This is a genomic window from Mycolicibacterium llatzerense (assembly GCF_000878195.1).
In the GTDB taxonomy this organism is placed as follows: Bacteria; Actinomycetota; Actinomycetes; order Mycobacteriales; family Mycobacteriaceae; genus Mycobacterium; species Mycobacterium llatzerense.
On sequence record NZ_JXST01000097.1, the window covers coordinates 1 to 976 of the forward strand.

Annotated in this window: 1 pseudogene; it reads left to right on the forward strand. The window is 63.8% G+C overall.

From position 1 onward, the window contains the following. Nucleotides 1-49: 49 nt before the first annotated feature. Nucleotides 50-976: pseudogene (locus TL10_RS30460) on the forward strand (IS5 family transposase); the annotation flags it as partial.

A 976-nucleotide genomic window follows, 5' to 3' on the forward strand; every position in this document is an offset into this window, starting at 1 on the left:
CTAGGGCGTGTCTCCCGAATGTGAGGGTGTTATCGGCGACGATTGATCGGTGACACGGATGGATGTGATTTCTGACGAGTTCTGGGCTGTCGTGGAACCCTTGATGCCCTCGCATGAAGGCAAGCGGGGCAACAGGTTCGGTGATCACCGCAGGATCCTGGAAGCCATCGCCTGGCGGTTTCGCACCGGCAGTCCGTGGCGGGACCTGCCCACGGAGTTCGGGCCGTGGCAGACCGTGTGGAAACGTCATCACCGCTGGTCGTTGGACGGCACCTACGACGCGATGTTCGCCCGGATCGCGACGGCGTTCGGGTTGGATGAGGCGATGGTCGCCGACATCGACAAGCTGCTCGCGGTGGATTCGACAAGCGTGCGGGCACATCAGCATGCGGCGGGCGCTCGTTCGGACACGATGGTCACAGGGGGCACTATCGAATTACAAGAAATCCGCTGAGGAGCCTGACGACCATGCGATCGGTCGCTCCCGCGGCGGGCTGACCACCAAGATCCATGCCCTCACCGATCAACGCCAGGCCCCTGTGGCGGTCCGGTTGACCGCCGGTCAGGCCGGCGACAATCCGCAGCTGGTGCCGTTGCTCGATGAGCACGCCGTGGCCCGCGCCGAGCGCGGTTTATCCGAGTGTGACTTCGGGTTGCTGGCCGACAAGGCGTACTCACATCCGAGCACACGGACCGAATTGCGTTCCCGCCGAATCAAACACACCATTCCCGAACGCAGCGACCAGATCGCCCGGCGTAAAGCCAAAGGGCCCGATGGGGGTCGCCCGCCCGCGTTCGACCCCGCGCGTTATGCGCTACGCAATACGGTCGAGCGGGGCTTCAGTCGGCTCAAGCAGTGGCGCGGTGTTGCGACCCGCTACGACAAATATGCCCTGACCTACCTCGGCGGTGTCTTGTTGGCCTGCGCCGTCATCCACTCCCGCGTGGGAACTCTCAAATTGGGAGACACGCCCTA